The organism is Dactylosporangium sp. NBC_01737, assembly GCF_035963215.1.
GTDB lineage: Bacteria > Actinomycetota > Actinomycetes > Mycobacteriales > Micromonosporaceae > Dactylosporangium.
In genome coordinates this window covers 7626887-7653582 of the sequence record NZ_CP109153.1, presented here as the reverse complement: position 1 = coordinate 7653582, position 26696 = coordinate 7626887, and the positions used below count along the sequence as shown (strand labels likewise).

General features: G+C 74.3%; 19 protein-coding genes and 1 pseudogene. 3 read left to right on the top strand and 17 right to left on the bottom strand.

Annotated features, from left to right (window positions below; translation table 11 throughout):
- Positions 1-123: 123 nt before the first annotated feature.
- The 12 genes and pseudogenes from OHA72_RS34890 to OHA72_RS34835 all read right to left on the bottom strand — a co-directional run bounded on the left by OHA72_RS34890 (position 124) and on the right by OHA72_RS34835 (position 18941).
- Positions 124-1140, bottom strand: coding sequence for an LLM class flavin-dependent oxidoreductase (locus OHA72_RS34890; protein ID WP_327000302.1), 1017 nt, complete (start codon positions 1138-1140; stop codon positions 124-126).
- Positions 1140-6413, bottom strand: coding sequence for a non-ribosomal peptide synthetase/MFS transporter (locus OHA72_RS34885; RefSeq protein WP_327000301.1), 5274 nt, complete (start codon positions 6411-6413; stop codon positions 1140-1142). The genes OHA72_RS34890 and OHA72_RS34885 overlap by 1 nt, the downstream gene beginning before the upstream one ends.
- Before the next feature lie 4 nt (positions 6414-6417).
- Positions 6418-7479, bottom strand: a complete 1062-nt coding sequence (locus OHA72_RS34880; protein WP_327000300.1) for a glycosyltransferase family 2 protein — start codon at positions 7477-7479, stop codon at positions 6418-6420.
- Positions 7476-8630 (bottom strand): 3-dehydroquinate synthase family protein, encoded by a 1155-nt coding sequence (locus tag OHA72_RS34875; protein WP_327000299.1) that lies wholly within the window; start codon positions 8628-8630, stop codon positions 7476-7478. Before OHA72_RS34875 ends, OHA72_RS34880 begins: the two co-directional genes overlap by 4 nt.
- Complete coding sequence (locus OHA72_RS34870) at positions 8614-9861, bottom strand: AMP-binding protein (protein WP_327000298.1); 1248 nt, start codon at positions 9859-9861, stop codon at positions 8614-8616. The genes OHA72_RS34875 and OHA72_RS34870 overlap by 17 nt, the downstream gene beginning before the upstream one ends.
- Positions 9858-12872, bottom strand: a complete 3015-nt coding sequence (locus OHA72_RS34865; protein WP_327000297.1) for a condensation domain-containing protein — start codon at positions 12870-12872, stop codon at positions 9858-9860. The genes OHA72_RS34870 and OHA72_RS34865 overlap by 4 nt, the downstream gene beginning before the upstream one ends.
- On the bottom strand, positions 12869-13087 hold the full coding sequence (locus tag OHA72_RS34860) for an acyl carrier protein (protein WP_327000296.1): 219 nt from the start codon (positions 13085-13087) through the stop codon (positions 12869-12871). Before OHA72_RS34860 ends, OHA72_RS34865 begins: the two co-directional genes overlap by 4 nt.
- Positions 13084-13593 carry a phosphopantetheine-binding protein gene (locus tag OHA72_RS34855; RefSeq protein WP_327000295.1) on the bottom strand — a complete coding sequence of 170 codons (510 nt, stop codon included), beginning with the start codon at positions 13591-13593 and terminating at the stop codon, positions 13084-13086. The genes OHA72_RS34860 and OHA72_RS34855 overlap by 4 nt, the downstream gene beginning before the upstream one ends.
- Positions 13590-14849, bottom strand: coding sequence for an AMP-binding protein (locus tag OHA72_RS34850; RefSeq protein ID WP_327000294.1), 1260 nt, complete (start codon positions 14847-14849; stop codon positions 13590-13592). The genes OHA72_RS34855 and OHA72_RS34850 overlap by 4 nt, the downstream gene beginning before the upstream one ends.
- A gap of 140 nt (positions 14850-14989) precedes the next feature.
- Positions 14990-15250: pseudogene (locus OHA72_RS34845) on the bottom strand (AMP-binding protein); the annotation flags it as partial.
- Entirely contained in the window at positions 15247-18243 is a 2997-nt protein-coding gene (locus OHA72_RS34840) for a non-ribosomal peptide synthetase (RefSeq protein WP_327000293.1), read from the bottom strand. The gene OHA72_RS34840 and the pseudogene OHA72_RS34845, both read right to left, overlap by 4 nt.
- Complete coding sequence (locus OHA72_RS34835) at positions 18240-18941, bottom strand: hypothetical protein (protein WP_327000292.1); 702 nt, start codon at positions 18939-18941, stop codon at positions 18240-18242. The genes OHA72_RS34840 and OHA72_RS34835 overlap by 4 nt, the downstream gene beginning before the upstream one ends.
- A gap of 122 nt (positions 18942-19063) precedes the next feature.
- On the opposite strand from OHA72_RS34835, the gene OHA72_RS34830 reads away from it, so the two are divergent.
- On the top strand, positions 19064-20422 hold the full coding sequence (locus OHA72_RS34830; protein WP_327000291.1) for a condensation domain-containing protein: 1359 nt from the start codon (positions 19064-19066) through the stop codon (positions 20420-20422).
- Here OHA72_RS34830 and OHA72_RS34825 read toward each other — a convergent pair.
- Positions 20419-20970, bottom strand: coding sequence for a TetR/AcrR family transcriptional regulator (locus OHA72_RS34825; RefSeq protein ID WP_327000290.1), 552 nt, complete (start codon positions 20968-20970; stop codon positions 20419-20421). The two genes, OHA72_RS34830 and OHA72_RS34825, sit on opposite strands and share 4 nt — an antisense overlap.
- Positions 20971-21030: 60 nt before the next feature.
- On the opposite strand from OHA72_RS34825, the gene OHA72_RS34820 reads away from it, so the two are divergent.
- On the top strand, positions 21031-21510 hold the full coding sequence (locus OHA72_RS34820; protein ID WP_327000289.1) for a DUF1772 domain-containing protein: 480 nt from the start codon (positions 21031-21033) through the stop codon (positions 21508-21510).
- A 33-nt stretch (positions 21511-21543) separates the two neighbouring features.
- Here OHA72_RS34820 and OHA72_RS34815 read toward each other — a convergent pair whose 3' ends face one another.
- Entirely contained in the window at positions 21544-21984 is a 441-nt protein-coding gene (locus tag OHA72_RS34815; protein WP_327000288.1) for a glycoside hydrolase family 95-like protein, read from the bottom strand.
- Between OHA72_RS34815 and OHA72_RS34810 the strand changes: the two genes are divergently transcribed.
- Entirely contained in the window at positions 21977-22180 is a 204-nt protein-coding gene (locus OHA72_RS34810) for a substrate-binding domain-containing protein (protein ID WP_327000287.1), read from the top strand. The genes OHA72_RS34815 and OHA72_RS34810 overlap by 8 nt on opposite strands.
- Positions 22181-22229: 49 nt before the next feature.
- On the opposite strand, the gene OHA72_RS34805 is transcribed toward OHA72_RS34810, so the two are convergent.
- From OHA72_RS34805 to OHA72_RS34795, 3 genes are all read right to left on the bottom strand, one after another.
- Positions 22230-23093: a formate/nitrite transporter family protein gene (locus OHA72_RS34805; RefSeq protein WP_327000286.1), complete on the bottom strand. Its 864-nt coding sequence runs from the start codon at positions 23091-23093 to the stop codon at positions 22230-22232.
- Positions 23094-23294: 201 nt separating this feature from the next.
- Positions 23295-24179, bottom strand: a complete 885-nt coding sequence (locus OHA72_RS34800; RefSeq protein WP_327000285.1) for an NmrA family NAD(P)-binding protein — start codon at positions 24177-24179, stop codon at positions 23295-23297.
- Between the two features lie 75 nt (positions 24180-24254).
- Complete coding sequence (locus OHA72_RS34795; protein ID WP_327000284.1) at positions 24255-26600, bottom strand: putative bifunctional diguanylate cyclase/phosphodiesterase; 2346 nt, start codon at positions 26598-26600, stop codon at positions 24255-24257.
- Positions 26601-26696: the final 96 nt, after the last annotated feature.

Below are 26696 nucleotides of genomic sequence, written 5' to 3'. Positions count from 1 at the left end.
GATCATGCAGGACCGCGTCGGCGCCCGTCGAGGGGTGGTCGGGGCGTTCTTCGCCGGCGTCCGGCAGGCTCGCCACCGTACTGCGGATCTCGCAGCGGATCGACGGCGGCTACCGGCGGCACTTCATTCCCGCGGCGCAGCGCTGACCGGCGCGACGGCGCGGGCGAAGGCGATCCGCGCGTGGTGCAGGTCGTCCTCCTCCTCGGGGACGTCCAGGATGACGGACCCGACGCCGCGCGTGAGGTACCGCGCCAGGTACGCGCCGACCTCGTCGTAGTCGCCGACCAGGTACGGGCAGAAGGTGCGGTACGTCAGGAACGGGTGCAGCCAGTAGATGCCGTCGGACGCGGGCCGCCCGGACAGCTCCGCGTGCCAGTGCGAGTCCGACAGGCGGCTGACGATGCGGTGGCGGCGCTCCCCCAGCGGGTCGCCCGGGAACCGGTCGTGCGCCACCCGCCACGCGGCGTCGCCGTCGGGGCGGGCGATGATGCCGATCCGGATCCCGTTGCCCCGCAGCAGCGGCCCGTCCGCCGGGTAGTCGTCGGCCGGTCGGGGGTAGGCGAACCGCAGGATGCCCAGTTCGTCGGCGCAGCGCACGCTGCTGTCGCTGGAGCCGGACAGGACCAGCCGCGGTGCCAGTGTCGCAGGTGGACGGTGCGGCAGCGTCGCGGCCAGCACCTGGTAGTAGCGGCCGGTGAAGGTGACCGGGCGGGGCGAGTCCAGCAGCAGGCGGACGATCGTCGCGTACTCCGTCAGCCGCTCATAGCGCTCGTCGTGCCCCACACCGGCGTCGCCGAGCGCCTCCAGGTGCTGCCGGGAGCCGCCGGTCACCAGGTTGAGGTGCACCTGCCGGCCGTGCAGGAACGTGAGCGTGGCCGCCATCCGCGCGGCGGTGTACGGCGAGAGGTAGACCGGCTGCACCGCCACCAGCGGCGTGGCGCGCGGTGCCGCGTCGAGGATCAGCTGCGCGACGAGCCACGGGTCGACGAGGGTGTTGTCGGAGTACACCAGCAGCCCGGTGCAGCCCGCCGCGTCCGTCCACCGGGTGACGTCGGTGAGCCGCCGCCGGAAGGCCGGGCCGTCGACCTGGACCGAGGCGGGGGCGGTCGTGTAGACCTCGACCGGCGCGAATGGCTGCATCAGGGTTCCTGTCGTGAGGCGCGGCGGCGGATCTCGGTGAGGCCGATGAGGTCCTCCGGCTCGGTGTCGGGCACGTCGACGTCGAAGCGGGCCAGCGGGCGGTAGCGCATCGCGGCCAGGGCGATGACCGCGATCGCCGCGCCGAACAGCAGGTACGTCGGGCCCAGGCCGATCGCCGCCGACACGGCCGGGCCGATCACGATGAACGCGATCGGCAGGGTGCCGAAGGCGAAGACGGTGTTGACGGCGAACACCCGCCCGTGCGCCCGCGGCGGGACCTTCACCTGGATGATGGTGGTGTAGATGGCGTTCATCGTCGTGAGGGCCGCGTACATGCCGAAGACGCCGACGGCGGTGAGCGCGACGGAGTGGTAGAGGCCCGCGAGCGCGGCGAAGGCGGCGAAGGTCAGGGCCGAGCACAGCACGCCGCGCATCTTGCGGCGGGCCGGGCCGCCCCACACGGCCATGAGCAGGCCGCCGGCCACGACACCGGCGCCGCCGGCGACCGCGACGTGGGTGACGGCGCGCAGGTCGGCGAAGCTCAGGACGAGGGGCTGGACGAGGATGATGACCGGGCCGAGGAACAGGTTGCTGACGGCGAAGAACAGCAGCATGGCGCGGAAGCCCGGGGTGCCCATGGCATAACGGAAGCCGCTGCGGATCTCGTCGCCCATCGGCTCACGGCGGCGGTACCCCATCAGCGCCGGGAACTTCACCAGCGCGAGGACGATCACGGCGATCGCGTAACTGGCCACGTCCAGGGCGAGGATGCCGTCGAGGCCGATGGCGGCCATGACACCGACGGCGGCGACGGGCACGAGGAACTGCGCGATGCCGGCGCCGGTCTGCACCATGCCGTTGGCGTGGCCGAGGTACCGCTTCGGCACCAGCTGCGGCACGGCCGAGAAGTACGCGAGGCGCTGGAAGGTCAGGGCGATCGACAGCCCGGCGAGCAGCACGTAGATGTGCCAGATCTGCAGGGTGTCGGTCAGCAGCAGGGCCAGGAACACGCCCTGGATCAGCAGCGCGGCGCCGTCGCTGGCGAGCATGACCGCCCGGCGGCTGTGCCGGTCGACCAGGGCGCCGGCGAAGGGCAGCACCAGCATGCCCGGCACCAGCGCGATCGTGGAGAACAGCGCCAGTTTGAACAGCGAGTGCGTGTGCAGGAAGATCCAGACGGGGACGGCGAACTCGGTCATGGCGCTGCCGGTCATCGACACCAGCTGGCTGGCGGCCACGCCGAGGAAGCGCGGCATGCTCGGCGCCGGGCCCTCCGCCTGCTGCCGGCCGCTGTCGGAGACGCCCGCCAGCCGCCAGCTGTCGGTGGCGTGCTCCGTCCGTTCGCCTGCGAACGAGCGCTGGGCGGTGAGGATCGCGGCGAGCTCCTCGGCGCGCCACTTGAGGAAGTAGTGGCCGGCCTCGTCGAGGACGTACAGCGCCGTGGTCCCGGTGAGGAAGTGCCACTCGCGGAAGCGTTCCTGGTAGTACATGGTCTCGTCGTCGCGTTCGCCCACAATGGACACGATGGGCGCGCGCAGCCGGGTGGTGCCGCTGCGGTACAGCGACGTGAAGAACTCCTCGGCGGCCTCGCTGTCGCGGCGCATGCCCCGCACCATGGCGCGCAGCTGGTCCTCGGCGACGTCGCTGAGGTCCAGGCCGACGGAGGTGAGCCAGTTGGTGTAGGCGCGGTCGCTGCGCAGCCGTTCGAACCGGCTGAGCAGCTTCGCGAACCGGCCGCGGGGCCGGGCGAACGGGAAGATGGCGCCGATGAACAGCGTCTGCACCTCGCGCCCGGCGGCCTCGACGGCGCACGCGACGGCGACGGCGAGCGCGCCGCCGACGCCGCAGTGGCCGTAGACGGTGACCGGGCCGTCGATGCGTTCGAGGATCTCGGCGGTGGTGTCGGCGACGAGCGCGTCGAAGGTGGCGCCCTGCTCCTCGAGGCCGACGTCGTTGCCGGGGATGGCGAGCGCGAACAGGGCGTGCCCGGCCGGGAGCGCGTCGGCGAGGGGCTGGTACACGATGGCGCTGCCGCCGCCGTACGGCAGGCACACGAGCGTCATGACCCGCTGCCCGTCCGGGATCGGTTTCGTCAGCTCGTGCAGGAGCCGGCGGGGGCCACGCTCGCCCACCGGTGTGTCGACGAGCGCGCCGAGACGGCGCACGGTCGGGTGTTTGAACACGTCCATGACGCTGACCGGCGACGGCAGGACGGCGCGGAGTTTCGCCACGACCTGGGTGGCGAGCAGCGAGTGCCCGCCCAGGTCGAAGAAGTCGTCGTCGGCGCCGACGCGCGGCAGGTCCAGGACGGCCGCCCAGACCGCGGCGATGGCGGTCTCGGTCGCGGTGGCCGGTGCTGCGAACTCGGTCGTCGCGGCCTGGATCGCGGGCGCGGGCAGGGCGCGGCGGTCGAGCTTGCCGTTGGCGGTCACCGGCAGCGCGGGCAGCGTCACGTACGCGGCCGGGACCATCGCGTCGGGGAGCACCTGTTTGAGCGCCGCCCGCAGGTCGCCGAAGCCGTCGCCGACGACGTAGGCGACGAGGCGCTGGTCGCCGGGCCGGTCCTCGCGCACCACCACGGCCGCGTCGCGGACCCCGGGCCGGGCGCGCAGGACGGCCGCGATCTCACCCGGCTCGATCCGCATGCCGCGCAGCTTCACCTGGTCGTCGAGGCGGCCGAGGTAGTCCAGGGTGCCGTCGGGGTTGCGGCGGGCGAGGTCGCCGGTGGCGTACATCCGATCCCCCGGCGGCCCGAACGGGTCGTCGCGGAAGCGTTCGGCGGTGAGCTCGGGACGGTTGAGGTAGCCGGCGGCGACCCCGACCCCGGCGATGTGCAGTTCGCCGGGGACACCGACGGGCACGGGTTCGCCGGCTGGGTCCAGGACGTACAGGCGGATGTTCTGGATCGGCCGGCCGATCGGCACCCGGGCCCGTCCGGCGAGGGCCGCCGGGGTGCACTCCCACCAGCTGACGTCGACGGCGGCCTCGGTCGGCCCGTACAGGTTGTACATACCGCAGCCGAGCCGGTCCAGGGCCGTGCGGGCCAGGTCGACCGGCAGTGCCTCGCCGCTGGCCACGACCCGGCGCAGGCTCGTGCACGCCTCGATCCCGTCCTCAGCGAGGAACACGGCGAGCATCGACGGGACGAAGTGGACGGTGGTGACGCGTTCGGCGATGATCAGGTCGCGCAGGTAGGCGGCGTCGCGGTGCCCGCCCGGCCGGGCGAGGACGAGCCGCGCGCCGGTCATCAGCGGCCAGAACAGCTCCCAGACGGACACGTCGAAGCCGATCGGGGTCTTCTGCAGCACGGCGTCGCCGGCGTCGAGGCTGTAGGTGCGCTGCATCCAGTCCAGGCGGTTGTGGATGGCCCGGTGGGTGTTGGGCACGCCCTTGGGACGGCCGGTGGAGCCGGAGGTGTAGATGACGTAGGCGACGTCGTCCGGCGTGCCCAGCGGCTCCAGGCGCGGCGCCGCCGGGACCGGACCGGTGAGGTCCACGGTGGACAGCACGGCGATGGGAGCGGCGTCCTCGATCATGAAGGCGGTGCGGTCCGGTGGGTTGTCCGGGTCGAGCGGCAGGTAGGCGGCGCCGGACTTCAGCGCGGCGAGCAGCGCCACGACCAGCTCGGGGCCGCGTTCGGCGTGGACGGCGACGATACGGCCGGGGCCGGCGCCGTCGGCGCGCAGGCGCGCGGCGAGCCCGGTGGCGCGGGCGTCCAGCTCGCCGTAGGACATGCTGCGCCCCTCGAAGACGACGGCAGGCGCGTCGGGGGTCCGCCGCGCTTGCTCCTCGATGAGGCCGTGCAGCGTCCCGGCCGGGCCGATGTCCACCGTGGACGCGTTGACGTCGTGCAGGACGTGGGCGCGCTCGTGCGCGGCGAGCATGGGGATGCGGCCGATCGGCTGGTCCGGGTCGGCGGTCACCGCGTGGAGGATGCGTTCGAGGTGCCCGGCCAACCGTTGCACGGTGCCGGGCTCGAACAGGTCGGTGTTGTAGGTGATGAAGCCCGACAGCCCGCCCGCGGCTGCCGGGTCGAACAGGTACAGCTCCAGGTCGAACCGGGTCTGCCGGGCCTCGATCGGGAACGGCTCCACCGACAGCCCGGCGTCGGGCAGGCCGCCGCGGCCGTAGTTGAGCATGGTGAACGTCGCCTGGAACACCGGCGACCGGGACACGTCCCGGGGCATGCGCAGGCGGGTGACGAGCCGGTCGAACGGCGTCTCCTGGTGGTCGAAGGCGTCCAGGACCCGTTCGCGGACCCGGCCGACGAGGTCGGCGAACGTCGGGTCGCCGGACAGGTCGGCGCGCACGGCGAGCACGTTGGCGAACAGCCCGACGACGCCCTCCAGCTCCGGCAGGGTGCGCCCGGCGACGGTGGAGCCGACCGCGAAGTCGTCCTGGCCGCAGTAGCGGTACAGCAGCGTCTCGTACGCCGCCAGCAGGATCATGTACGGGGTGGCACCGAAGCGGCGGCCGAGGCCGGCGACGGCGTCCGCGAGGTCCTCGCCGTACTGCAGCACGTGCCCGGCGCCGTGGAAACGCTGCTCGGCAGGGCGGGGCCGGTCGGTGGGCAGGTCCAGCGCCGGGACCCCGGCGAGCTGGCCGTGCCAGTAGTCGAGGTCACCCTCGAGGCGCTGACCGGCGTAGTCCGCGCGCTGCCAGGCGGCGTAGTCGCCGTACCGCACCTGCAGCGGCGCCAGAGGGCGGCCGGCGTAGGCGTGCAGCAGGTCCTTGAGGAACACGTCGATGGACCAGCCGTCGGAGGCGATGTGGTGCAGCACCACCGCGAGCACGTGCTCGCGTTCGGCGACGCGGATCAGAGCGGCGCGGATGAGCAGGCCGGTGGTGAGGTCGAAGGGGCGGGCGCCGGTCTCGGCGACGCGGGCGCGGACGGCGGCCTCCTCCGTCTCCGTGAACGTCTCCAGCGGCACGCTGACCCGCTCGTCGACGACCGCCTCCGGCCGCCCGTCCGCGTCGGTCAGAAACCGGGTGCGCAGCGTCTCGTGGCGGGCGGCGACCGCGTCCAGCGCGGCCCGGAGCCGGTCCTCGTCGAGGGGCCCGCGCAGCCGCACCGCGATGGGGACGGTGTAGGCGGCGGTACCGGGAACGAGCTGGTCCATGAACCACAGCCGCTCCTGGGCGTAGGACAGCGGCGGGTGCGCGTCGTCGCCGCGGCGCGGCACCGCGGTTGCGGCCACCTCGGCGCGGCGGGGCTGCAGGCGGCGGCGCAGCAGCTCGGCCCGCGCGGCGGACAGGTCGACGTCAGTGGACACCGGCTCAGCCCCCGTACCGTTTGGCGGGTTCGCGGTCCCAGACGAACGCGGGGTCGTCGGTCCAGCCGAAGCCGGTGAACAGCCGGTCGGGCCGGCCGAGCTGCCAGGCGGCGATGAACTCGCCGAGGTCGAAGCACCAGTCGAGCCCGGCGCAGGCGATCGACTCGGCCACGGCCGGCAGCGTCGGGGCGTCGTCGCCGAGGCGTTCCCTCGTGTCGACGGCGAGCAGGACGGCGGCGACGGCGGGCAGGAGCAGCAGCCCGGCGCCGCCGGTGAGGGGCGCGGTCGCGGCCCCGGCGGCGGCGGTCGCGGCGAGGGTGCTGACCCGGTTGAGTTTCGGGCGGCCGCGGTGCGGGTGGACGTCTAGGAGCCACTGGCCGGAGCGGCCGTAGGTGACGAGCCGCCGGCAGACGGTGGCGAGGCTCTCGATGCTGCTCTTGTCGTGCACGACGACGGCCTCGGGGTCGCAGACGATGCCGTGCCCGGCGGCGGTGAGCCGCAGGCCGAGGTCGACGTCCTCGCCGCCGACGACGGTCAGCGGCCGCTCGGCGAAGCCACCGACGGCCTCGAACGCATCGCGGCGCACGGCCAGGTTCGAGGTGGTCGCCCAGCCGACCCGGCTCGCCTGCGCGGGCCACTCGAATGCCGAGTTGAGCAGCTTCGAGCGGGCCATGACGCGGAACACCATGTTCTCGACGCCCTGCACGAAGGTGGGGCCGGCGACGGCGGCGACACCGTCGCGCAGCGTCTTGGTGTGCCGCTGCAGCAGCTGCGGGGTGGCCAGGCAATCGGAGTCGATGAACAGGATCAGGTCGTGGGCCGCGGCCCGCACGCCGGCGTTGCGTTTGGCGCCCACGTGCCGCGGTCCGCGCAGGTACCGGGCCTGGAACGTGGCGCAGGTGTCCTGGTGGGCCCGGGCGTCGGCGGGTTCGGAGTCGTCGACGAGCAGGATCTCGACGGGCTCCTCGCACGCCGTCGCCGACTCGCGCAGGCTCTCCAGGAGCCGGCGGGTCTGCGGCACCCGCCCCTTCACCGGGACGACGACGGACAGTCCTTGGTCGCTCACACCGCCTCCAGGGCGTTCATCGCTACGGTCTCGAATGCGTCCATGACCGCCGCGACCGCGACGGGGACGAGGGGTGGCCCGCCGGTCAGGCCGGGCACGGCGCGGCCGATCGTGTCGAGCAGGACCATGAGCACCTCGCCGGCCGCGCACGGGCCGTAGCCACGCTTGTTGTCGACGGCGAGCACGCCCCGGATCGCGTCGCGGTCGAGGCCGTCGAGGCGGGCGGCCGCGTCCGGCAGGTCGAGCAGGGACACGAGCCGGTGGTGCGCGGCGACGTCGTCGGCGGCCAGGCCGTGGCGGCGCCGGGCGACCTCGGCGGCGATGAGCATGCCCCAGGCGACGGCCTCGCCGTGGCGGATCTGCCCGCCGCTGACGAACTCGATGGCGTGCCCGGCGGTGTGCCCGTATTCGAAGATGAGCGCCCCGCCCTGCTCGCGGGGGTCGGCGGCGACGTACGGCGCCTTCGCCTCCACCCCGATCTCCAGCAGCGCCCGCAGCGCCGCCTGCGGTTCGCTCGTGAGGTCGTCCAGGGCCCGGGTCAGCTTGTCGTCCAGGCCGGGCGCGGCGACGAGCACGTTCTTGACCATCTCGGCGAGGCCGGTGAGCAGGTCGTGCCGCGGCACCGTGGCCAGCCACGCCAGGTCGCAGGCGATGAGCGCGGGCACGAAGTAGGTGCCGGCCAGGTTCTTGCCGGTGCTGAGGTTCACGCCCTGCTTGAGCGACACCGTGGCGTCGAACGCGGCGACCGGCGTGGTCGGCAGGTGCACCAGGCGGGTGCCGCGGAACAGCAGCGCGGCGGCGAGGCCGGCGATGTTGCCGACGGTGCCGCCGCCCATCGCCACCACCGCCGAGCGGCGGGTCAGCCGGCGGGCGACCGCGGTCTCCAGCAGGTGCTGCACGGTCGGCAGGGTCTTGTGCCGTTCGGCCGCCTCGACCTGGACCCGCTCGACCCGCACCCGCCTGCCCAGTTCGGCGGCGACGGCGTCGGCGTGCCCGCGGACCCCGTCGTCGGCGACGAACAGGACCGCGTCGACGTCGGCGAGCCGCTCGACGATCGTGCCGGCGAGCGCGGGCGTGCAGCCGGTGCCGTACAGGTACGGCACGGTGGCGTCGCCGAACGCGAGCCGCAGCTCCTCATACGGGGAGCGCATCGTAGTCCACCTTCCCGTTGGCCCGGCGCGGCAGCCGGTCGACGACCGTGACCCGGACCGCGGTGCGGTGGATGCCGAGCTCCCGGCCGACGAGCGCGGCGACGTCCTTCGCGCCGGCGGCGGTGAGCCCTTCGCACCACAGCAGGATCCGGTCGTCGCCGGCGAGGGCCGCGGCCGGTGCGAGCGCGGCGGCGGCGTGCTCGACGGCGTCGAGGTCGACGCGGACGCCGTACGCCTTGCCGATGCGGTTCAGCCGCCCGGACAGCCACAGGTGCCCGTCGGCGTCGAGGCGGCCCCGGTCCCCGGTGTGCAGCACGCCGCGCAGGTCGTCGCCGCGGGCCAGATCCTCGGCGGTGTCGGCGTAGCCGAGCATCACCGCCGCCGACTCGCACACCACCTCGCCGCCGGCGGTGACCGTCAGGCGCATCCCGTCCACGGGCGGCCCGACGCAGCCGGCCTTGGCGGGCAGGTGCTCCGGCGGCAGGACGCAGATGCGGGAGCCGGCCTCCGTCTGGCCGTACATCGCGAAGAACGCCCCGCCGTGCGCCGCCGCCGCCGCGGCGAACCGGGTCACGAGCGTGTCGCGCAGGCGCCCGCCGGACACGGCGAGACTGCGCACGCTCGGGGTGTTCGCCGGTTCCCACGGCAGCCGGGCGAGGAGCTCGAACGTGTGCGGTACACCGGTGATCGTGGTGACCCGGTGCCGTTCGACGCTCGCCCAGAAGGCGGTGTCGAGCACGCCGCGGGGCTCCAGCACGACGGTGGCGCCGGCGAGCAGGTGGCTGTGCAGGACGCTGAGGCCGAGGGTGTGGAACAGCGGCAGGCTGGTGACGGCGACGTCGTCGGCGCCGATGTGCAGGGCCTTGACGATCGCGGTGGCGGCCGCGGTCACGGCGGCGCCGGACTGCCGGACCAGCCGCGGCGCGCCGGTCGAGCCGGACGTCGCCAGCATCAGCGCGAGGTCCGGGTGGACGTCCGCGGCGGACCCGAACCTGGCGGTCAGCCCGGCGGCGGCGTTCGGGTCGCAGACCAGGGCGGGCCGCCCGGCGGCCACGGCGGCGAGGTAGCGCAGCACCGACGGGGTGTTCGCGCCGATCGGGCACACGACCACGCCGGTCGCCGGCAGCTGCGCCGCGGTGGCCGCGACGGCGGCGGTGAGCCGGTCGCCGGCGTACTGCTCGCCGGTGACGGCGTCGACGAGCCGGGCGCCGGGCCCGATGAGGCCGCTCATCGCCCGGCTTCCTCGGTCAGGAGGCGGCGGACCTCGTCGTCGTCGAGCGCGTCGATCTCCGCGAGGAGCAGCTCCTCGACGGCGACGGCGAGCGCGGCGACGGTGGTGTGGTGGAAGACCGTCCGCAGCGGCACCTCGATGCCGGCGCTCGCCCGCAGCCGCGCGGTGACGCGGGTGGCCAGCAGCGAGTGCCCGCCGAGGTCGAAGAAGTCGTCGTCGGCGCGGATGCCCTCGACGCCGAGCACGTCCTGCCACACCTCGGCGACGAGCAGTTCGGCGTCGCCGGCGGGTGGGCGGCCCTCCCCCGCGGCGGCAGCGACCGGCGGGAGCGCCGCACGGTCGACCTTGCCGTTGCGGGTCATCGGCAGCCGGTCGAGGGTCGCGTAGGCCCTGGGGTGCAGGTACTGCGGGAGCAGCTCGGCCAGGTGCGCCCGCAGCGCCGCCGGGCCGGGGACGGTGGCGCCGGGCGCGGGCACCAGGTGAGCGACGAGCCGCCCGTCGCCGTCGGCGGTGACGACCGCGTGCCCGACCGACGGATGGGTCAGCAGCGCCGCCTCGACCTCGCCGGGTTCGACGCGGTACCCGCGGACCTTGAGCTGCTCGTCGACCCGGCCGAGGAACTCCAGGGCGCCGTCGGGGCGGCGGCGGGCGCGGTCGCCGGTGCGGTAGTGCCGGACCCCGCCGACGTCGGCGAACCGTTGCGTGCTTCGCCCGAGGTACCCGTCGGCGATGCCGGGCCCGCCGAGCACCAGTTCGCCGGCGACGCCGTCGGGGACGGGCGCGCCGCCGAGGCCGGTGACGTGGGCGCAGGTGTCGCCGATGGGGTGTCCGATCGGCGGGCGGCCGGTCGTGTCGGCGGGCGTGAGCCGGGCCGCGGTGGCGATGATGGTCGCCTCGGTCGGGCCGTACGTGTTGAGGACCTCGACGCGGTCGCCGACGTGGGCGAACCAGCGTTCCAGGGCGTCGGGGCGGACCTGCTCGCCGCCGAGGATGAGCAGGCGCAGGCCGGGCGGCCAGGGCACGGCGGCGGGGTCGGCGCACAGCTCGTGCCAGTAGGAGGTCGGCAGGTCCAGGACCGTGACCGACCGTCCCTGCTCGGTGGCGAGGAAGTCCGGCAGCTCGGCGCGGGCGCCGGTCGGGATGACGAGGGTGGCGCCAGCGGCGAGGCACGGGTACACCTCCTCGCCGAACGTGTCGAACGACGGCGAGGCGAACTGCAGGACCCTGTCCGCGGCGGTGAGGTCGTAGCGGTCGCGCATCCAGCGCACGCGGACGGCGAGGGCGGTGTGCGGCACGGCGACGGCCTTCGGCCGGCCGGTGGAGCCCGAGGTGTACATCGCGTAGGCGAGCGGTCCGGCGGCGGTGCTCGCACCGGTGCGCCGGATGCCGCCGGCTGTGACGACGATCCCGGCGCCGCTGTCGTCGATCTGGTCCGTGGTCCGCCGGGGCGGGGCGTCCGGGTCGAGCGGCAGGTAGCCGGCGCCGGCCCGCCAGGCGGCGAGGAGCGCCACGACGAGGTCGACGCCCGGCGGCAGCTGCACACCGACGAGGCCGCCGTGCCCGTCGAGGTCGGCGGCGAGCCGCCGGGCGCGGGCGTCGAGGTCCACGTAGGACACCGTCGTGTCGCCGTGCACGACCGCCGGGGCGGCCGAGCCGAAGTCGACGAGGTCCAGCACCGACCCGGTGGCGGCGGGCCCCGCGCACCGCCACGGGCCGTGTTCGGCCTCGGTCAGGCGGATGTACAGGGTGGACAGTCGCGCGCCGGGATCCTCGGCGGCCAGCCGGAGCAGCTCCCCGAAACGGTGCACGAGCGCGGCGGTGCTCGCCGGGTCGAACAGGTCGCGGCGGGCGTGCGCGACCACCTTCAGCTCGCCGCCGCCGGCGAAGCACTCGAAGGTCAGGTCGAACTTCACCGAGCGGTGCCCGGGGTCGTAGTACTCGGCGGTGATCCCGGGCAGCGCGAGCCCGTGGTCCTCGGCGCCGCTGTGGACGATGAGCATGGTGTCGAACAGCGGGGTGCGGGCCGGGTCGCGGCGCACGTCGAGGCGGGCGATGAGGTCCTCGAACGGCACGTCCCGGTGCTGGTACGCCTCCAGCGCGGTCGCCTTCACCCGCGCGAGCAGGTCCCGGAACGTGGGGTCGCCGGTCAGGTCGCCGCGCAGCACGACGGTGTCGAGGAAGTAGCCGATGAGCGGCTCGACGTCGGTGCGGTCGCGGCCGCTGACGGGGGTGCCGACGCTGATGTCGTCCTGGCCGGTGGCCAGGCCCAGCAGGGCGAGGTACGCGGCGAGCAGCGTCATGAACGGCGTCGTGCGGCCGGCCCGGCCGAGGGTGCGCAGATCGGCGGCCCGATCGGGGCCGAGCTCGAAGCCGTCGAAGGTGCCCGCGGTGCCGCGGCGGGCCGGGCGGGGCCGGTCCGTGGGCAGTTCCAGGACCGGGGCGCCGGCGAGCCGGTCGGCCCAGTAGGCGAGGGTCCCGCTCCCGTCGGGGCGGGCGGCGCGGGCGTGCTCGGCGTACTGGGTCGGCAGCGCCGGCAGGTCGCACGGCGTCCCGGCGACGTGGGCGGTGTAGGCCTTGGCCAGTTCTTCGCGGAGCAGGCCGACGGACCAGGCGTCGGCGAGGATGTGGTGCAGGACGAGGACCAGGATGTGCTCGTCGGTGTCCAGGCGGAGGATCGCGGCGCGCATCGGCGGGGCGGCGGTCAGGTCGAAGGGTGTGTTCGCCAGCACGGCGACCTGCGCCCCGGCCGCGGCGGCGGTGCTGTCGCGGACGGCGACGTCGGGTCGCCAGCCGTCGAGGACCTCCTGGACGGGCCCGTCGCCGTCGAGCGGGAAGCGCGTGCGCAGCGCGCCGTGGCGGGCCACGACGTCGCCGACCGCGCCCGCCAGTGCGGTCGTGTCCAGCGGTCCGCGCAGCCGGTACGCGAGCGGGATGTGGTAGTCCAGCGCCTCCGGGTCGACCTGGGCGAGGAACCACAGCCGCTGCTGCGCCGGGGTGACGGGGGCCCTCATGCGTAGGTTTCCACGGCCGCGGCGAGGTCGGCGACGGTGCCGGCGTTGAAGTACTCGGCGAGGGGCAGGTCGACGCCGAGCCGCTCCCGGACCCGGGCGGCGGTGCGGGCAATGAGCAGCGAGTCGAAGCCGAGGTCGTAGAGGTCGTCCTCGGGCCGCACCGGGCGCTGCAGCACCTCGTCGACGATGGCGTACACCGCCTGCGACGTCGTCATGACGCTGGGCGTGAACGGTCGACGGTCTCGGCGACCGCGGCCAGGGACGGGGAGGAGAGCAGGTCCCCGAGGGTCAGCCCGGTCTCGAGGCGCTCGTTGGTGAGGTCGAGCAGCAGCGCCGCGGTCATCGAGTCGCCGCCGAGGTCGAGGAAGTTGTCGTCGGCACCGACCCGGGCCCGGCCGAGGGTCTCGGTCCAGATCTCGGCGAGCTGCTCCTCGGTCGGTGTCGACGGCGCTCGGAACGTGTGGCTGCCCGGCCCCTCGGTGTCCAGGCCCGCGGCGTCGGCGGGCAGGACGTCGACGGCGACCAGCACGTCGGGCAGGTCGGCCGGGTCGAGGGTCTCCCACAGGTGGTCGCGCAGGTCGACCGGAACGGTGGCCAGGCCGGGCACGACGGCCAGGACACGCCGTCCGTCCGGGCCGCGCAGCGCCACGGCGCCGGTCACGCCGGCGTGCTCGCGCAGCAGCTTCGCCGCGGTGTCCAGTTCGGACAGTGGTGCGCTCATGGTTGGTCCCTTTCGGCGATGTACTGCGCGAGCTCCGCCACGGTCGGTGCCTCCAGGACGGCGATGGTGTCCACGTCGACACCGAGCCGCTCGCGGGCAGTGGCGGCGATCCGGGTGGCTGCCAGGGAGTCGCCGCCGATTTCGAAGAAGTTGTCGGCCGCGCCGACCGGGCCGCTCTGCAGCACGTCGGCCCATACGGCGGCGAGGTCGCGTTCCAGCCCGGTGCGCGGCGCGACGAACTCGGCGGCGCGCAGCAGCGCGGGCAGCTCCCGTTTGACGACCTTCCCGGCCTCGTTGCGGGGCAGGTCCTCGACGATCTGGATGACGGCCGGCAGCTCGGCGCGGGTCAGCTGCTCGACCGCGTGGTGGCGCAGCTCCGCGACGGTCGCGTCCGGCCGGCCGGGTCTGAGCATCACGAACGCGGCGACGATCTCGCCGAGGACCGGGTGTTCGGCGCCGCAGACGGCGGCCTCGGCGACGGCCGGGTGCCGGGTGAGGACCTGCTCGACGCGGCCGGTGGAGACGTTGAACCCGCCGACGATGACCACGTCGGCGGCGCGGCCGGTGAGGAACAGGGTGCCGTCGGCGTCGAGGTGGCCGAGGTCGCCGGTGCGGGTCCAGCCGTCGGCGACGTCGACGGGGCCGGCGTCGAGCAGCTCGCGGGGCGGGGCTCCCCCGGCCCGCAGCCACACCTCGCCGGTCTCGCCGGGCGGCACTGCCGCGCCCGCGGGGCCGGTGACGCGCACGGCGCTGGAGCCGACGGGGCGGCCGACGGCCTCGGGACGGGCGGGGTCGAAGCGGGTGGCGACTCTGGCCGGGTACGTCTCGGTGGAGGTGTAGAAGTTGTGGAACGCCGCGTTCGGGAACACGGCCGTCAGGTCGGCCATGATGGGCACGGGCAGCGGCGCCCCGGAGAAGCTGACGCCCTTCACCGTCGGCATCGGGGTCGCCTCGCCCGGCGCGGCCCGCACCAGCCAGTGGCCCATGGCGGGCACCAGGCACACGGTGACGGCCTCCTGCCGGGCGGTCATGGCGGTGAACCCGGCCACGGTGAACGCGGCCGTGACGAGCAGCGTGTGCTGGCCGCCGACGCAGTTGAGCAGCACGGCCTGGGCGGCGACGGAGCCGACGGGCAGGGCGTGCGCGCACGGCTGGTTGCCGCGGACCGCGGTGGGCCAGGCGACCTGGGCGCGCAGCAGGTTGGCGTGGGTGGCCACGACGCCGCGGGGCCGGTCGGTGGTGCCGGAGGTGAACACGACCTCGGCCGCGTCGCCGGGTGCTCCACGCACCGCCAGGGGTCGGTGGGCCGGCCCGCGCCGAGGTCGTCGCCGGCCCGCACGACCCGGGCGACCCGGTAGCCGTCAACGATCCGGGCGAGTTCGTCGGGTCCGAAGCGGGCGCCGGTGAGCAGGGCGACGGCGCCGGCCTTGAGGGTGCCGAAGTAGGCGACGGCGTACTGCGGCCAGGCCGGGCCGCCGACGGCGAGCGCGACCCGGTCGCCGTAGCCGACGCCGTGGTCGAGCAGCCCGCGGGCGAAGGCGTTGGAGCGGGCGTCGAGCTCGGCGAACGTGAGGGTCTCGCCGCCGTCCAGCACGATCGCGGGCCGGTCGGGCACCAGCCGCGCGGTGCGTTCCAGCAGCTCCGGCACGGTCCTCATGCGTCGTCCCTTCCGCTCAGGCGGGCCGCGAGCTCGGCCGGGGTCGGCGCGTCGAAGACGTCGAGCAGCGACACGTCGCGGCCGAGCGTGTCGCCGATGCGGGCGGCCAGGATCGCGGCGAGCAGCGAGTGCCCGCCGCTGGTGAAGAAGTTGCTGGCCGGCCCGAGGCCGTCGCGGCCCAGCACCTGCTCGAACAGCGCCACGAACGGCGCGGCGCCGGCCGCCGCGTCGGCCGCCGCGTCGGCGGGCCCGGCACCGGCGGGCGGGGCGGGCAGTGCGCGGTGGTCGACCTTGCCGTTGGCGTTGCGCGGCAGGGCCTGCACGGGCACCAGGTCGGTGGGGACGAGGTAGTACGGGAGGTGCTCCCGCGCGTGCCGGCGCACCGACTCGAGGTCGACGCCCGCGGGCTGGACGTAGCCGACGAGGCGGCCGTCGCCCTGCGGGTCGCCGGCGAGGACGACGGCGGCGGCGGTCACGGCCGGGTGGCGTTCGAGGGCGGCCTCGACCTCGCCGGGTTCGATCCGGCGGCCGCGGAGCTTCACCTGCCGGTCGGAGCGGCCGAGCAGGGTCACGGTGCCGTCGCCGCGCCAGGTGGCGAGGTCGCCGGTGCGGTACAGGCGGCCGCGGACCGGGTCGTCGACGAAGCGCTGCGCGGTCAGGTCGGGCGCGCCGGTGTAGCCGGCGGCGAGGCCGGTGCCGCCGATGCACAGCTCGCCGACCAGGCCCGGCGGGGCGTCCTGGCCGTGCTCATCGATGACGTGGAAGGAGGTCTCGGCGATCGGCGCGCCGATGCCGACCGGATCGGCGACCCCGGCCGCGACCGGGGCGCTGGACGACCAGATGGTGGTCTCGGTCGGCCCGTACACGTTGTGCAGCCGGCACCCGGTCCGCAGCAGCCGCTCGGCGAGTGCCGCGTTGAGCGGCTCCCCGCCGCACAGCACCTGCCGGCCGCGCAGTTCGTCGCGGACCGACCCGGCGGCCAGCCGCCAGATCGTCGGGGTGGCCTGCACGACGGCGACGTCGTGGCGGGCGACCAGGTCGAGCATGAGCGCCGGGCTGGTCTGGGCCGCGTCGGGGGCGACGACCGCGCCGCCGCCGTGTGCCAGGGGCAGGAACAGCTCCAGCGCGGAGATGTCGAAGCCGAACGTCGTCGACCACAGCACCCGGTCGTGCCCGGCGACGGCGAGTTCGGCGGCGAAGTGGCGCACCAGGTTGGCCAGGGCCCGGTGCGGGATCTGCACGCCCTTGGGCCGCCCGGTCGAGCCGGAGGTGAAGATGACATATGCCAGGTCGTCCGGTGCGGCGGCCTCGAGCCCGGCGTCCACCTCGGCGGTGTCCGTCGTGGCCGGTTCGGCGGTGTCCACGGTGGTCTTCGCGCCGGCCCGGGCGACCTGGTCGGCGAGCCTGGCCGGTGGCTGGTTCGGGTCGGCGGGCAGGTAGGCGGCGCCGAGGGACCACACCGCCAGCACCGCGGCGGCAAGGTCGGCGCCGCGGGGCAGGGTGACGGCGACGACGTCCCCGCGGCCGACCCCCTGCGCGGCGAGCCGGGCCCGGACGGCGCCGGCCCGGCCGGCGAGGCACCGCCGGGTGTGCACGGTGCCGTCGGCGTCGATGAGCGCGGCACCGTCCGGGTCTGCCGCGTGCCGCCGGGCGATCCGGGCGGCGACGGTCGGCCCTGGTACCGGTGCGGCGGCGCCCGCGTTGACCCGTGCGACGGTGCGCAGTTCGTCGTCGGTCCACAATGGAAGCTCGGCGAGCGGGCGCCGCGGGTCGGCCGCGGCGGCGGCGAGGAGCAGCTCGAAGCGGTCGGCGAGGGAGCAGACCGTGGCCTCGTCGTGGACCTCGGTGCTGTACACGGCCTGCAGCGTCACCCGGCCCGGCGTGCGCAGCACGACGAACTGCAGGTCGTGGCGGCTGGTGCCGGTGTCGACGGTCACCCACTGCGCGCCGGGCAGCTCGCCGGGGGCGGCGACCTGCGCCGGGGGCAGGAAGTTGAACATGTGCCGGAACAGCGGCGACCGCCAGCTGCCGGAGGCGGCCGGCAGATCGCCGAGCAGATGCTCGAACGACACGCCGGCGTGGTCGAGGGCCTCGGCCATCCGGTCGCGGACCTGCGCGGCGAGGTCGGTGAAGCCGCGGCGCAGGTCGACGGTGAGCCGCACGGGCAAGGTGTTGACGTGGTAGCCGACCGCGTCGCGGGTGCCGTGGCGGCGCAGGTTCACCGGGACGCCGACGACCAGGTCGGGGCCGGCGCCGTGGCGGGCGAGCAGGGTGGCGTAGACGGCCAGCAGCGCCATGTTGTCGGTGAGGCGCAGCCGGGTCCGCAGGCGCTGCAGGGGTTCCGGGGCGAGGTCACGCTCGAACCGGGCGCCCGTGAACATGGGGCGGGCGGGTTCGGGGCGCGCCGACGGCAGCGGCTGGCGCGTGGGGTCGGCGCCGGCGAGGCGGTCCACCCAGTACCGGAGGCCGGCCGCGTCCGGCGGCGGCTCCTGCACGGCGGGGGCGGCCGCGGGCGGGTCGAGCGGCAGGCCGTTGGCGAGCCGGTGGTAGGTGGTGGCGAGGTCGGGCATGACCACGCCGCCGGAGGCGCCGTCGAAGACGATGTGGTGCGACACCAGGCACAGGACGCTGCCGCCCTCGTCGAGGGCGATGCCGTACACGCGCAGCGGCAGCTCCTCGGTGAGGTCGAACGGGCGCATCGCCAGCTCGGTGAGGACCGTGCCGAGCTTCACCTCCGACGTGGTGAGCACCCCGACCGGCACCGACTCCCGGTCGGGGTCGACGACCTCCCGGTGCGGCACGCCGTCGCGCTGCGGGAAGCGGGTGCGCAGCGACGGGTACCGGCGCAGGATCTCAGCGGCGGCGGACTCCAGCGCGGCCCGGTCGATCGGGGCGGTGGTGCGGACCGCGAGCGGCTGGTTGTCGACGGCGACGCCCGGCGCGAGGCGCTGGAACAGCCATAACGCCTCCTCCTTACGGCTCAGCCCGCTCATGACCGTGGCACCGCCGCGTGCGCCGCGGCGGGCTCGGCGAGCAGCCGCTCCTGCGGCACGTCCAGGCGCACCTGGGCGCTTCCGCCGAGGGCCGCGGGCAGCTCGTGGTCCCGGGAGAGCACCACGAGGTCGGGTCGCAGCCCGTCGAGCCCCGCGGCCCGGCACATGGCCAGGTACCGCAGGTTGGCGGCGACCCGGCCGCACAGGTCGGTGGCGATCGAGTCGGGCACGCCCTGCTCGCCGAGGGTCTTGCGGGCGACGACGGCGTAGCGTTCGGCGAGGTCGTCCGCGTCGGCCTCCGGCGGGGCGTCGGGCTCGGCGCCCATGCGGCGCACGGCGGCGGCGTAGTGCCCGGCGATCGTTCGGGAGCTGACGGCCACCGGGTCGAACAGGACCAGCCGCGCGTCCCCCGCGAGGGCTCCGGCGAGTGCCGCGCCGGCGCAGAACCCGAGGACGGCGTGAACGTCTCCCAGCGCCGCGGTGCGCTCCCGCCACTCGGCGAGGTGCGTGCGGGCGTCGCCGGGCGCCGCGGGCCAGCCGGTCTCGTCGCTGCCCCAGACGGCGCAGTCGGCGGGCAGGTGGGGGGCCAGGTCAGCGAAATTCGCCTGCGCCCGGACTTTCGCCAGGGTGAAGTCGACCGCCACCACGGTCCGCGCACTGGTTGCGCTGCTGAGCAGGCGCCATCCCCCGATCGACACGCCGACGACGGTAATTCACCCATCGGTGGTCGTCGAGAGTTTGTTGCGGCCGACTTTTTCGAAACGTCGATTCCCGTTTCCGCCTTGACAATGCACGCTGAACGCGGCAAAGCTCAGTGACCATGAGTCGGGAAGCGTCTCGGCTGGCGCGTAGCCAGGAGACGCTGTGGGAGTTCGTGTCCTGCTTCGCGCCGTCGAATCCGGGCATGCTGGGCTACAACGTTTTCGAAACTACTTCGTGGGATGAGACGGTCGACGTCAATGCGTTCCGGCGCGCGGCGGGCGATGTCACGGCCCGCCACGACGCGCTGAGAATCGTATTCGAAACCCTCGACATCGAGCCGAGGATTCGCATTCTTGACGGCATCGATCCGCCGGTGCAGTTCACCGATCTGACCGCCGAGCCCGCGTCCCGGCGGGACCTGCTGCGCAGCAGCATCCTCGGCTACGAGCGGGGCCGCGCCTTCGACCTGTGCGATGGTCCACTGTGGAGCGTCGTGCTGCTGCGCACGGCTCCGGACCGGCACGTCGTCGCCGTCACGCTGTTCCACCTCATTGCCGACGGCTGGTCCACCGGGGTCCTGCTGCGCGACCTGCGGGCCGCCTACCTCGCGCGCACCGGCGCCGGCCCGGCCCTGCCGCCGCTGAAGCTGTCGTACGCGGCGGCGACCGCGGACCCGCTCCTCGATCCGGCGGACCGGCGCCGCCGCGACGAGTTCTGGCGGCGCACCCTCACGCCGCTGCCCGACGAGTGGCCGTTCGAACGCTCGGCGCAGCGGCCCGACGTCACCGCCGAGGCGACGCTCGGCCTGCCCATCGAGCCGGGTCTCATCGGCCGGCTGCACGCGTTCGCCCGGGCGCAGCGGATCACGCCGTTCCTGCTGTACCTCGCCGCGTACCGGATCCTGCTGGGCGCCCGCACGGGCCGGCCGCGCCTGGTCCTCGGCACCGCGACCGCGGGCCGCGACGAGCCGGGTGCGGAGGATCTCGTCGGGCAGTTCACCCACAACGTGTACGTCGCCACGACCATGGGCCCGGACACCACGCTGCTGGACGGCATCGGCCGGGTGCGCTCGGCGATGTACGAGGCGGTCCGGCACACCGCGTCGTTCACCGAGATCGCCCGCGCCGTGCACCCGGGCTTCGACGCCGCGCGCCCGTGGCCGTTCCTGCTGCTGTACCACTCGTGGTTCCAGTCCGCCGCACCCACCAACGACCCGCCGCCGGACCGGCGCGAGCACCGCTCCCGCGCCCGCAAGCCTGCCGGGCTCGTCCTGGACGAGCACGCCACCCGGCTGTGGGCCAAGCGCGGCGAGCCGGGCCTGGTGGTGCGCCACGACCGCCGCGGCGCGTCCATGAACTACAACCCGACCATCTACCCCCGCGCCGCCATGCTGGAGACCCTCGAGGGCTACACCGCCGTGCTCAACGCCCTGCTCGCCGACCCCGGCCAGCGCATCGGCGACCTCAAGCTGTCCTAGCCGAACGACTGCACCAGGACGGCGAGGCGGTCGGACTCGCGGCCGGGGCGCAGGCGACCGTGGCGGGCGAGGTCCGCGAGGCCGTGCAGCGCGCTCCACAGCGTCTCGGCCCTGGTCTCGTCGCCGCCGACGACCGCCGCGAGGGCGTCGAACGCCTCCCGCAGCTGCTGCGGCACGTCGGCCGTGGCGAACGCCAGGTCGGTCGGGCCGGAGAACATGGCCTCGTAGACCGCCGGCTGCTCCCGGGCGAACGCGAGGTACCGCTCGGCCACCGGCCGCAGGCGGGCTTTCGCGGGGGCGTCCGGGGCGGCGCCGGCGAGCGCGGTGGCGAACCGGGTGAAGCCGTCCAGGGCGACCGCGCGCACGATGCCGTCCCTGCCGTCGGGGAAGTGCCCGTACAGCACGGGCTGGCTGAACGCGATCGCGTCGGCCAGGCGCCGGACGGTCACCGCGTCCCAGCCGTCGACCTCGGCGATCTCGCGGGCGGCGGCGACGATGCGGTCCCGGCGCGCGGCCCGCGCGAGCTGGGCCTTGGTTGGTGGCTTCACAAGCACATGCTAGCAGTGCTAGATTTCTAGCAATGCTAGATTCTGCTGAAGGAGTCTCCCATGATCGTCCTTACTGTCGCCTTCGCCATCGTCGCCGCGGTCTGCACCGCCGTGATCTTCGGGACGGACGCGCTCGCGAGCCTTGTGCTGCGCCCGGCGTACGCCGAGATCGACGACCGCGCGATGGTGCAGATCGTCGGGCGCACCCACCGGCTCGGCGGGCAACGACTGCCGGTGCCCGGCGCGCTGAGCATCGTCGCCGCCGCCCTGACCACGCTGAGCGCCCTCATCGCCGGCTGGCTCGCGGCCGGTCTGGCCGCGGCCGCCGGGCTGGTCCTGCTGCTGGTCTGGGTGGTCATCTTCAACCGCGTCTCGCTGCCGATCAACAAGGTGTTCATCGCCGCGAGCGGGGCCGGCGGGACCCTCGATGACGCCCGGTCGCTGCAGGCGCGCTGGGACTCGGTCATCATCGCCCGGACGATCCTGCAGGGCACCGCGCTCGTCGCCTTCTGCCTGGTGATCGCCCTCGCCGGACGCTGACGTACGCGTCCGGCGAGGGCGGGCGGCGGTGGCTCAGTTCGGCACGATCTGATAGGTCGCGCCGGCCTGGGTCGGGAACGAGATGGTGCCGTTGGGCGTGGTGTGCGCGACCGTGCCGGCGCCGACCCGGGTGACGGTCACGGCCCGGTTGCCCCACGGGTTCAGCAGGGCGACCGGCCGGCCGGCCTGGCTGGCAATGTCGACGTAGGTGACCTGGCCGCCGGTGAGCTGGCTGGAGACCAGGAATGCGCCCTTCTCCCGCAGGTTGACGAACTGGGCGTTGCGGGACGTCGGCCAGACGGGGAAGACCCGGATGACGCCGTTGTCGCTCTGCAGCAGCAGGTCGTCGACGGCCTCGACCGCGCCGAGCGCCAGGTTGCCCGCCGGCGCGCTGGTGGCGGGCGCGATGGTGACACCGCCGAGGGCGACGAACGACGGGTTCGGGTTACCGGCCCAGAAGTTGCCCTTGGACACGGAGAACGACTTCGCACTCGCCGACCTGCTCCGGCCCGCCATCACCGTCGTCGCCCAGGACAGCGACACCATCGGCCGCACCGCCATCGACCTGCTCCGGCACCGCATGACCGACCACACCCGCCCGGTGCAGACCGTCACGATCGGCGTGGAGCTGCTCATCCGCGGCTCCGGCGAGCGGTCACCGGCCGGGTAGACACGGCAGGCCCGGACCGCGGTGCCGGCCCGGGCCTGCCGTTCGCGCGCTACTTGACCAGGACGCCGACCGGGGTCTCCTCGACGACCGGCGCGGGGGTGGTGGGGCGCCGGCGGGAGGCGCCGGTGCGGGCGTGGGTGGCGTACACCGTGAGCCCCACGAACGTGATGCCGCCGACCAGGTTGCCGATCACGGTCGGGATCTCGTTCCAGAGGAAGTAGTCGGCGATCGAGAAGTCGCCGCCGAGCATCAGGCCGGACGGGAAGAGGAACATGTTCACGATCGAGTGCTCGAAGCCCATGTAGAAGAAGACCAGGATGGGCATCCACATGCCGATCACCTTGCCGGACACGCTGCTGGAGATCATCGCGGCGACGACGCCGGTCGAGACCATCCAGTTGCACAGGACGCCACGGATGAACAGGGTCAGCATGCCGGCGGCACCGTGGTCGGCGTAGCCGAGCGTCCGGCTCTCGCCGATCTTGCCGAGGGCCTTGCCGACCGCGTTCGGTTCGACCGTGAAGGCGAAGGTGAACGTGATCGCCATCATCACCGCGACGGTCAGCGCGCCGGCGAAGTTGCCGACGAACACCAGGCCCCAGTTGCGCAGGACCCCACGCAGCGACACGCCCGGGCGCTTGTCGATCAGCGCGAGGGGTACCAGCGTGAACACCCCCGTGAGCAGGTCGAAGCCGAGCAGGTACAGCAGGCAGAACCCGACCGGGAACAACAGGGCGCCGATGATCGGCTGGCCGGTCTGCACGGTGACGGTGACCGCGAAGGCCGCGGCCAGGCAGAGGATCGCACCGGCCATGTACGCCCGGATCAGGGTGTCCCGGGTGGACATGAAGACCTTCGCCTCACCGGCGTCGATCATCTTGGTGGCGAGTTCGGATGGGCTCACATAGGACACGACGTCGCTCCTCCGGCGGCGTGCGGGCGCCGCAGACGGGACAGCTGGGACAAACTCGGCTCGAGTCTGCGCAGCACACGTTTCCGACGTGTTGCACCGCCGAAAGTCTCCCGTCACGTCGGCCTCACCGGCCGGGAAACGCGATCGTCATCACTTGGTACCCAGGACGAAACATCACCGCGTCCGCCCGGGTTGCGCCGATCACCGCACGTCGACGGTGGACCGGTCGTCGTAGTGCTGCATGTTGCGGGTGACGAACTCCCGCACGCTCAGCGGCTCGCTCCCGCCGATGGTGCGCACGACGTCGTTGGTGCCGGCGAACACCCCGTTGCGATAGTCGACCGCGACGGCACGCAGGTGCTGGATGATGTGCTCGCCGAAGCCACGGTCACGCAGCTGCTCACTGAACGTGTCGAGGCTGACCGGCACGTAGCGGACCTCCCGGCCGAGCGCGGCCGACATCTCCGCCGCGATCTCGTGGTGGTTCATCTCCTGCGGACCGAACAACCGGTACACCTTGCCGGCGTGCGGCACCGGATCGCGCAGGATCGCGGTGATCACGCGCGCCTGGTCCTCGGCGGCGATCGGGGCGTGCCGCCCGTCGCCGAAGGGCAGCGGCAGCGTCCCGTCGGCCTGGTAGAAGGTGATCAGCCACTCGGCGAAGAACGTCGGGCGCAGGTGCGTCACCGCGACCGGCGACCAGTCCAGGACCCGCTCCGCCAGCCAGTGCTGCCGCGCGGCGTTGCTGGCCGCGTCCCTGCGCGCGGAGATCTGCGACATGTTCACGACCGCGCCGACGCCGGACTCCGCCGCCGCCTGGGCGAAGATCGCGGTGGCCCCCAGCAGCCCCGGGATGATCGGGTAGGTGAAGTACGCGGCGGTCACGTCGCGGGCCGCGGCGCCGACCGCCGCCAGGTCCAGCATGTCCGCCACGACGACCTCCGCCCCGGCCGCCGCAAGCTCCGAGGACCGGGCATCGGCGCGGTGCACCAGCGCCCGCACCGGCGCGCCGCGCTCCAGCAGCTGACGCACGACGTACACGCCGGTCTTGCCGGTGGCGCCGGTGACCAGGAACCGCTCTGCCATTGCCGCACTCTGACCGCGATGGATGCCCGCAAACGTCCCCGCCGGGTGATCCCACGACCCGCCCGGCCGTGGCGTTCACGCCGGGGTGGCGAGCTGCCGCTGGGCGGCGAGGAGGCGGGTCATCCCCTCGGCGGGCATCGGGCGGGCCAGGTGGTAGCCCTGGCCGAGGGTGTAGCCCAGCTCGATCAGGCGGTTGGCCTGCCCGCGGTTCTCGATACCCTCGGCGACGGTGTCCAGGCCGAGGGCGCGGGCGAGCTGCATGACGGCGCGGGCCACCGCCTGGCGGGCGTCGGCCTCCGGGGAGCCCGGCGCGTCGAGCTCGATGCCGTCGACGAACGACTTGTCGAGCTTGATGATCGCGGCCGGGAACGAGCGCAACAGGCTCAGCGACGACTCGCCGGTGCCGAAGTCGTCCAGCGCCAGCCGGACGCCGAGGCCGTGCAGCTGGTACAGCGCGCGGGACACCTGCTGCCCGCGCAGCACCGCCGACTCGGTCAGCTCCAGCACCAGCCGGTCGGCGGGCAGGCCGGAGTCCGCGAGAGCGGCCTGGACGTCTGCCACGAAGTCGGGGTCGTGCAGCTGGCGGGCGGAGACGTTGGGGCCGAACGTCTCCATCGCGTCGGGCCCGAACTCCGCGAGCCACAGCGCCGCCTGCCGGCACGTCTCGCGCAGCACCCACCGGCCGAGCGGCACGATCAGTCCCGTGCTCTCGGCGGCCGGGATGAACTCCGCCGGTGAGATCATCCCGCGGGTCGGGTGCTGCCAGCGGGCGAGCGCCTCGACGCCGACGATCCGGCCGGTGTGCAGCGCCATGATGGGCTGGTAGTGGACGGTGAACTCGCCTGCGTCCAGGGCCCGGCGCAGCTCGCCGCCGAGCTGGGCATGGCCGGCGACGTGTTGCGCCATGCCGCCGTGGTACCGCACCCAGTTCGCCTTGCCACGCTGCTTCGCCGCGTACATGGCCACGTCGGCGTCGCGCAGCAGGCGGTCGAGCGGGGTGCCGGCCGGCGCGGTGGCGATGCCGATGCTGGCGTGCACCAGCAGCCGGTGCTCGCTGAGCGGGTGCTCGAACGCGTCCAGGATCCGCTGCGCGATCGTCTCGCCGAGCGTGGTCGCCTCGGTCACCAGGACCGCGAACTCGTCGCCACCGAGCCGGACCGCCAGACCGTCGGCGCCGCCCCCGGCCGGCAGTCCGTCGGTGCCGCTCTTGTCCCGCAGCAGCACGTCGGTGCCGCTCGCGGCCCGCAGCACGCCGGCGACGGCGATGAGCAGGTGGTCGCCGACGTCGTGGCCGAGCGAGTCGTTGATCGTCTTGAAGTCGTCGAGGTCGACCAGCAGGACCGTCGCGTCGCCGAGCTCCAGCTGCGCGCCGAGTCGCCGCCGGAACAGCGCCCGGTTCGCCAGCCCGGTCAGGCCGTCGTGGGTCGCGTCGTGCTCCAGCCGCTCCTGCGTGGCGCGCTTGTCGGCGAGCAGCCGGGCGTTCTCCCGGAACGCGACGAACTGCCGGACCGTGACCAGCCCCGTCACGAGCACGGACGCCACGATGACGAGCTTGTCGGTCCAGGTCAGCGCGCCCGGGATGACGGCGATGAGCGGCACGTCGACGGCCGCGACCGCGAGGTAGGGCAGCCAGCTGCCGGCCCGGCCGGGGCGGGCGGCCGCGTGGGTCCACTGCCGCCGGACCGCGAGCGCGCCAAGCACCGGCGCGACCGGCATGACGACGGCCTGGGCCGGCACCGTGCCGGCGTCGCCGGCGAGCACCAGCAGCAGCGCCACGCCGGCGCCGACCAGGCCGGCCATGCCGATGAGGCGCAGCGCGGACCGGTCGATCGGGCCGCCACGGACGTACGCGACCTTGGTGATGCCGCCGACGGCGAGCCCGAACGACAGGCCGAGCAGGACGATCGTCTGGGTGCTCCAGACCCCCGTCGCGGTGATCATCGGGGCCAGGCCGAAGTGGAACAGGACCGTGCCGCAGCCGAGGAAGGCGATCGCGCGGTCCAGCCACTGCCGCCAGCGTTCGCCCGCGCCGGCGATGCCGAGCGGGACCCGCGCCATCGCCCACATGGCGGTCAGGAACCCGATCCCGGCCGGCGCGGCCGACGCCGTCGGCATCACCGGCAGCGCCGGCGTGGCACGGAACGCCGCGGCGGCCAGCACGGCGTAGCCGACGCTGATGCAGCCGAGCGCGACCAGCATCAACCGCCAGAACCGGCGGCCCTGACCCGTGAGCGGGGCCCGCCGCAGCAGGTCCAGGACGGCAGCCACGGCGACCGCGGCGCCGAGCGGCATCCCCAGGTACGCCACGGCGGCCGGGCCGGCACCGGTGGCCACCCAGACGGCGTACCACAGCGTGCCGGCCACCACGATGCCGGCGGTGGCCACGGCGTGGCGCAGCGGGGCACGACGGTCGGCGGTCACGAGGTGCAGCATCGGCCGCCGCGACGGGCACCTGACGCGATTGCCCGCCCGCCACCGCACTGCCACGCAACCGCAACCGGGCCCGCCGGAAACCGC

Coding starts and splice junctions, on each gene's coding strand:
- OHA72_RS34890 (WP_327000302.1), bottom strand. CDS start 1,140: ATGCAGCCATTCGCGCCGGTCGAGGTCTACACGACCGCCCCCGCCTCG.
- OHA72_RS34875 (WP_327000299.1), bottom strand. CDS start 8,630: ATGCGCTCCCCGTATGAGGAGCTGCGGCTCGCGTTCGGCGACGCCACC.
- OHA72_RS34870 (WP_327000298.1), bottom strand. CDS start 9,861: ATGAGCGGCCTCATCGGGCCCGGCGCCCGGCTCGTCGACGCCGTCACC.
- OHA72_RS34865 (WP_327000297.1), bottom strand. CDS start 12,872: ATGAGGGCCCCCGTCACCCCGGCGCAGCAGCGGCTGTGGTTCCTCGCC.
- OHA72_RS34860 (WP_327000296.1), bottom strand. CDS start 13,087: ATGACGACGTCGCAGGCGGTGTACGCCATCGTCGACGAGGTGCTGCAG.
- OHA72_RS34855 (WP_327000295.1), bottom strand. CDS start 13,593: ATGAGCGCACCACTGTCCGAACTGGACACCGCGGCGAAGCTGCTGCGC.
- OHA72_RS34840 (WP_327000293.1), bottom strand. CDS start 18,243: ATGAGCGGGCTGAGCCGTAAGGAGGAGGCGTTATGGCTGTTCCAGCGC.
- OHA72_RS34830 (WP_327000291.1), top strand. CDS start 19,064: ATGAGTCGGGAAGCGTCTCGGCTGGCGCGTAGCCAGGAGACGCTGTGG.
- OHA72_RS34820 (WP_327000289.1), top strand. CDS start 21,031: ATGATCGTCCTTACTGTCGCCTTCGCCATCGTCGCCGCGGTCTGCACC.
- OHA72_RS34800 (WP_327000285.1), bottom strand. CDS start 24,179: ATGGCAGAGCGGTTCCTGGTCACCGGCGCCACCGGCAAGACCGGCGTG.